General features: G+C 38.1%; 8 protein-coding genes and 2 tRNA genes. 3 read left to right on the top strand and 7 right to left on the bottom strand.

Annotation, left to right across the window (positions count from 1 at the left end):
* Positions 1–282: 282 nt before the first annotated feature.
* From mutM to ilvN, 7 genes are all read right to left on the bottom strand, one after another.
* On the bottom strand, positions 283–1,083 hold the full coding sequence (gene mutM, locus AB1397_03740) for a DNA-formamidopyrimidine glycosylase (protein MEW6482096.1): 801 nt from the start codon (positions 1,081–1,083) through the stop codon (positions 283–285).
* 127 nt (positions 1,084–1,210) lie between these two features.
* Positions 1,211–2,125 (bottom strand): ABC transporter ATP-binding protein, encoded by a 915-nt coding sequence (locus AB1397_03735; GenBank protein MEW6482095.1) that lies wholly within the window; start codon positions 2,123–2,125, stop codon positions 1,211–1,213.
* Positions 2,122–2,973: a UDP-N-acetylmuramate dehydrogenase gene (gene murB, locus AB1397_03730; protein ID MEW6482094.1), complete on the bottom strand. Its 852-nt coding sequence runs from the start codon at positions 2,971–2,973 to the stop codon at positions 2,122–2,124. The genes AB1397_03735 and murB overlap by 4 nt, the downstream gene beginning before the upstream one ends.
* A gap of 3 nt (positions 2,974–2,976) precedes the next feature.
* A complete protein-coding gene (locus AB1397_03725; GenBank protein ID MEW6482093.1) occupies positions 2,977–3,249 on the bottom strand; it encodes an HNH endonuclease in 273 nt (90 codons plus the stop codon).
* Between the two features lie 312 nt (positions 3,250–3,561).
* A tRNA-Asp gene (locus tag AB1397_03720) sits at positions 3,562–3,636 on the bottom strand.
* A 217-nt stretch (positions 3,637–3,853) separates the two neighbouring features.
* Positions 3,854–3,925 (bottom strand) — tRNA-Val (locus AB1397_03715).
* Positions 3,916–4,386: an acetolactate synthase small subunit gene (gene ilvN, locus AB1397_03710; GenBank protein ID MEW6482092.1), complete on the bottom strand. Its 471-nt coding sequence runs from the start codon at positions 4,384–4,386 to the stop codon at positions 3,916–3,918. Before ilvN ends, AB1397_03715 begins: the two co-directional genes overlap by 10 nt.
* A gap of 133 nt (positions 4,387–4,519) precedes the next feature.
* Here ilvN and rpmB point away from each other — a divergent pair, with 133 nt between their 5' ends.
* From rpmB to AB1397_03695, 3 genes are all read left to right on the top strand, one after another.
* On the top strand, positions 4,520–4,702 hold the full coding sequence (rpmB, locus tag AB1397_03705) for a 50S ribosomal protein L28 (GenBank protein ID MEW6482091.1): 183 nt from the start codon (positions 4,520–4,522) through the stop codon (positions 4,700–4,702).
* A complete protein-coding gene (locus AB1397_03700; GenBank protein MEW6482090.1) occupies positions 4,687–5,724 on the top strand; it encodes a 3-isopropylmalate dehydrogenase in 1,038 nt (345 codons plus the stop codon). Before rpmB ends, AB1397_03700 begins: the two co-directional genes overlap by 16 nt.
* Positions 5,721–6,367, top strand: a 647-nt coding sequence (locus AB1397_03695) for a hypothetical protein (protein ID MEW6482089.1), incomplete at its 3' end; no start/stop codon positions are given. The genes AB1397_03700 and AB1397_03695, both read left to right, overlap by 4 nt.

Below are 6,367 nucleotides of genomic sequence, written 5' to 3'. Positions count from 1 at the left end.
AAAACTTAACCTTTTTCAATTCAAAATTCAAAATTTAGAATTCAAAATTTCTTAAAAGGTGGATGAATTTTTAACAGATAAACACAACCCTATCTATTTTTGCACTAAGTAATGGAAGATACTATAATACGGTCTGCTAACTTCTTTTCTTTTGTCTTCTCATAAGACCTTTTAATTTGTCCCTATCCTCATCCTTAAGAAATTTTGCCATTCTACCTATTTATTCGCCATTTTTACAAATTCCTTAAGAGATAATTTTCTTACTTGAAATTCAATTGATTTTCAGCTCTGACAATTGGGGCAGAAATAGGTTCCCCTGCCTTGCAAGGTAATTCGTTTAATTGGTGTTTGGCAAACAGGGCAGGGGTTGTTTTCCCGACCATAGACCTTGTGATATTTTACATATTCACCGGGCTTTCCCGATAATTGCAAATATTGGTCTACCGATGAGCCCTTATATTCTATTGCCTCGTTTAATACCTCAAGTATTTCTTTAAATAATGCCTCTTTCTCCTTTTCCGAAAGGGTTTGGGCAATCCTTTCGGGATGTATTTTAGCCCGAAAGAGGGCTTCTGTCGCATAAAGATTGCCAATGCCTGAGATAAATGTCTGGTCCATAAGCAGGGGTTTTATTTTGATTTTCTTTTTAGAAAGCATTTCTTTAAATTGCTCTAAGCTTAAATCAAATGGTTCTTTTCCCAATTCCTCAATAAACTTAAATTTACGCCAATCATCTATCATCCTTATTTCACCCAAAAGCCTTCGGTCATTAAAATCCAATATCTTACCATCGCCCAATTTAAAGCTTACCCTTGCTTCTTTAGCATTTCCTGGATAGATAAGCTGGCCAGTTAATTTTAGATGAATGGTTAAAAATTTATTAGAGGATAATTCTAAAATTAGAAGCTTGCCCTTCCTTAAAACATTTTTTATCGCAGTATTCTTTAGGCTTCTTATAAATTCCTCTTTTTGAGGCTCCTTGATAACCTTAGGGTTATTGACGATAATCTCTACTATTTCTTTACCCAAGACTACCTTTTCTAATTCCCTCTTTATGGTCTCTACCTCTGGCAATTCAGGCATTGGTAAATTTTATATCAAATTATTTCTTTTTTTGCAAGAAGTTGTATTATGAAAAATTGCATTAAAGCAAAAAGACATTATTTAACTTTTAATGTTCCAATGCAGTAGATACCTAAATCCTAAATCCTTATTTATGGCACCTTACATAATGATTTCCCATTTTCTTTATTTCTGGGGCTTCCTTTTCACAAAGGCTGGTTTTCTCTTTGCACCTTGAATAGAACCTACAGGGTTTATTCTCCAAAATTTCCATATCACTTATAGAAGAAAAAGGTTTTCCCTTTTTCGGGATGCTATCAATAAGGGCTTTTGTATATGGATGGAAAGGATTGTCAAATATTTCAAGGCAGGAAGCTGATTCAATGATTTCTCCAGAATATATAACATAGACATAATCTGCCATTTGGGCAATTATGGAAAGGTCATGGGTAATGAGAAGGATGGCAATTTCAAGTTCTTCTTTAAGATTGTGCAAGAGGTTCATTATTTGTGCCTGAATTGTTGTATCAAGTGAAGATGTTGGCTCATCGGCAATGAGAAGCTTTGGATTTCCCGAGATTGCCTGGGCAATCATTATCCTCTGACACATCCCACCTGAAAATGAATGGGGATATTCATTTAGCCTTATCTTTTGTATTCCAACCTTCTTAAGAAGCCCTTCTATTCTTTCTTCTACCTCCTTTTTTGAGATGTCTAAATGGCTAATTATTGTCTCTTTTATCTGCTCTTTAATGGGAAATAATGGGTCAAGGGAGGAGACAGGGTCTTGAAAGATAATACCTATCTCGCATCCCCTTATTTTGTTAATTTCCTTCTCTTTCAAAAGGAAGAGGTTTTTTTCTTTGTAGCTAATTTCTCCCGATGCATTCGCATCCTTTGGAAGAAGCCCCATTATAGATAGGGCAATGGTTGTCTTTCCCGAGCCACTCTCTCCGATAAGACCAACGGTTTCCTTCTCAAGGATATTAAGGCCTGCATTTCTTACCACATGGGTTTTTCCGTAAGAAACATTAAGATTTTTTATGGAAAGCAAAGGATTCATATTATAACAATCTCCTCATAGAGCATAACTCCATAAAGCTCCCAAACCCTTCTTTTTATAAATCTTATCAATTGGAGAATATCTTCTGCCTTTGCCTGGCCTCTATTTTCAATAAAGTTTGCATGCTTTAGGGAAACAATTGCATCTTTTATAGACCTTCCCTTCAATCCTGCCTTTTCAATAAGCTCTCCGGCAAATTTTCCCTCCGGATTCTTGAATATACAGCCTGCTGTTTGCTTTGAAATAGGCTGGGTTTCCCTTCTTTTACTTAAAACGCTTGCTATTTTTTCATCAATCCTCCACCGCGCATCTTCTTTTAGAGAAAACAAGGCTTCAAGGATTATTGTGTCTTTTAAGCTGCTTCCCCGATAGAAAAAGTTTATATCCCTTACCCTCCTTTCATTTCCATCCCTGTCCATAACAACAACGGACTTGACATAATCTCCAATTTGTGTTCCAAAGGCACCGGCATTTCCAAAGATAGCACCACCCACTGCACCAGGAATTCCAGCAAGGTTTTCTAATCCAGAAAGGGAAAAACCCTGGCAATAGCTTATAAGGGAGGGAAGGGAAGCTCCACTGCCAGCTTTAACTTCTATGCCTTGTCTCTCTATATTTTTAAAATCACCATCCAATTTTATTACCATCCCCCTAACACCCTCATCCTTTATCAATGTATTTGTTCCACCGCCCAGAAGAAAAATGGGAATATCTTTCTCCTTTGCAAATTGCAAAACCTTTTTTAATTCTTCTTTATTTGATGGGGTTGCAAACCACCTTGCCCTTCCTCCCACCTTTAGGGAGGTGTATTCTCTCATAGGGATGTTTTCTTTAATTAGACTATCCATTGTTTATCTTTTCCAGAGAATATGGTTGTTAATATATTCTCGTTGTTTGGCTGCTTCGGGGTCATAACGATAAATTCCCTTTTTAACCTTTATTAAAAATCCGCTTTCGTGCAGATTTCTAATTGACCTCCAAGTATCCCTTGGTTTTTTGTTGTAAAGCTGTTTATATCGTGCTTCTACCCAATCAACCACAGGGCCATGTGGCATATCCTCTTTTGGGTGGGCTTTAAAATATTCAATTAACCAATCCTTGATTGTTTTTCTTTTTTTCTTCATAAAACAAAGCCGTTTGGTTAATTTTTGCTTCTTGTTTTAATCGTTTTATCGCCAAATCGCAGTATGTACTTCTTTGTCTATCTTCCATCCTAGTTTTCAGAGTTAACGGGGTGAACGGGATTTGTGAACTTCAGATTTTCTAAGGCTCTTCGGTCGCTTTGCTCCCTCATAGCCTAACAAAATCTCTTGTTCGCGGCCAGCCTCACTTCATCCTCGCACTTGCTCGGCGTTCGGCTGGCTTCAAATCCCTTTCTCCACTCCATAATTCTTCTTACAATCATATTCTTTTTCCCTCTTCAATTTTTTCTACACCGGGGTGAACGGGATTTGAACCCGCGATCTTCAGATTGACAGCCTGATGTGTTAACCTGGCTACACCACCACCCCATATAATAAAATTTGAAGTGATGAGCTTTAAGTTATCTATGGGCGAAGCAGGATTTGGCGCCCTCCACTCACTTCGTTCGTTGAGGGTCGGCCACCCGCACCGCTATTGATGCTCCCATAAGGTCGCATCGCGGTGCTCCCTTCAAATCCTGCCTCTTGTTTCCCATATTAAGCATCTCTTTACGCTAAATCTTTCTTTCTGGCTTTTCTCTTCCATTGGGCGAAGCAGGATTTGAACCTACGACTTCCTGCGTGTAAGGCAGGCGCTCTCCCGCTGAGCTATTCGCCCCTTACCACGGCAATCTTTCCTGTCCTTACAACCTCAATTATCCCATAAGGATTAAGCAGCTCAATAAAGGCACTAATCTTTCCCTCATCGCCTGTGGTCTCAATGGTTAAACTCTTTGTTCCCACATCAACAATCTTTGCCCTGAAAATATCAATTATCTCCATAATCTCGGTTCTCTTTTCTCCCTTTACCTTAATAAGGACAAGCTCCCGCTCAACATGCTCTTTATGGGTAAGGTCGGAAACCTTTAAGGTATTAATAAGCTTATTTAATTGCTTCTCAATTTGCTCAATTATCTTATCCTCTCCATGGGTTACAATCGTCATCCTTGAGAGGGTTGGGTCATCTGTCGGCGCTACACACAAGGAATCAATATTATAACCCCTTCCAGAGAATAGCCCTGCAATCCTTGCCAATACCCCAAACTTATTTTCAACCAAAACAGAAATTATGTGTCTCATTGTAATTTATTTTAGTGATTAGCTATTAACCTAATTAGTATAAGTTAAAAGGCAATGAATTTGCAACAACCATTTAAAACATACAAAAAATTCTTTACAAAAAGACCTTTTTTAAGCTATACTTTCTCAAAAAATGAGTAGAGTATGTGATCTTTGCGGAAAAAAGCCTTTGGTGGGAAATTCTGTTTCCCATTCAAATAGAAAGACAAAGAAAAGGCAGATGCCAAATCTTCATCCTACAAGAAGGGTAATACAGGGAACAAGCCTTAAGCTTAAGGTTTGCACAAAATGCCACAGGCGATGGCTTACAGGATAGGGGTAATTCCTGGTGATGGCATAGGCCCTGAGGTCTGTAAAGAGGCATTGAAAGTTTTGGGGGCGGTTGCATCTTCTTGCAAGATTAAGTATGAGATTATTGAATACCCCTTTGGTGGCGAATATTACCTTTCAAAAAAAGAGGTTCTTCCCGAAGGAATTATTGAGGAATTAAAAGGGCTTTCTGCAATATTTCTTGGTGCGATTGGACATCCGGATGTCCCTCCTGGAATATTAGAAAAGGGGCTTCTGCTTAAAATAAGATTTGGGCTTGACCAATACATAAATTTAAGGCCAGTAAAGCTGTATCAAGGGGTAAATACACCTCTTAAGGACAAGGAGCCAAAGGATATAGACTTTGTTGTTGTCCGTGAAAATACAGAGTGTGTTTATGCTGGAATGGGTGGTGTTTTAAGGGATGAGGTTGCCATTGAAAATATGGTCTACACAAGAAAAGGGATTGAAAGGTGTATTAGATATGCCTATAATCTTTCCAGAATTAGGAGAAAAAAGCTTACATTGGTTGATAAATCAAATGTCCTTGTCTTTGGACATGGATTATGGAAAAAAATCTTTAAAGAAATAGGTGGTGAATTCCCCGATGTAGAGCGAGACCATGCATATATAGATGCTATGTGTATGTGGATGATCAAGAATCCAGAATGGTTTGATACGGTTGTAACCTGCAATCTATTTGGGGATATAATCACGGATTTGGGTGCTATAATTCAAGGTGGAATGGGTGTTGCCGCGGGTGGAAATATAAACCCAGATGGTGTTTCTATGTTTGAGCCAATACATGGTTCTGCCCCAAAATATGCGAAGAGAAGCATTGCAAACCCTATTGCGGCTATTCTGGCTATGGGAATGCTTCTTGAAAATTTAAATGAAATTGAGGCAGCTAAAAGGATTGAAAATGCTGTTGCTCTTGTTTTGGCATCGGGAAAAATAAAGGATATGTCTGCAGGTAAGATGGGTCTTTCCACATCAGAAATAGGAGACCTTATCTCAGAGGCAATATGAAAATTTTATTCTATTCTGGTGCTCTGGTGTTAGTAGTAGGCTGCTTTGCTGCTCTTTATGCAGAGGAGGGAACAACCACAATTTCTCCATCAGAGCTAATAATTACAGGTTCTGATAAATCCTCTTTTGAATGGAAGGAGGAACCAGCCGAGGTAGAGCTCTCATTTCCTTTAATGAAGGTTCCAAAGCCAAAAACAATAGAAAAAGAAAAGGAGAAGATAAGGCTTGATATAAAAAAGGAGGAGGGGTTTAAAATAAAAGAGATATTTCCCCAATTCTTGAAAGAGGAAAGCCTTCCACGGATAAAAATATCTATTGGAAATTATAATTTCCTTTCAAGCTCTATCCTCTTTGCAAAGGAGAAGGAAAAACTTGCAGGTTCTCTTGAAGTAGAAAGGGAAAGAAGGGGAGGGTTTTCCTGGCAAAACAAAAATGATTTTCATTCGCAAAATAAGGATAAAATAGATCTTCTTTTAGGTATGGCCTTTAATGAAGCAAGAATTACCGTTCCATTTTCCTTTCTTAATGAGGAGGTTTTTCTTCCATATGAGAATAGACAGGAGAAAAGGGAAAGGTTAAATTTTGAGCTAGGATATGAAACTCCTTTTTACAACAACCTTGTATTTTCTGGAAATATTTGGGA

Source organism: bacterium (assembly GCA_040756715.1).
Lineage (GTDB): Bacteria > UBA9089 > UBA9088 > UBA9088 > UBA9088 > JBFLYE01.
The sequence above is the reverse complement of the archived record's forward strand: the minus strand, read 5'-3'. Positions and strand labels throughout refer to the sequence as shown.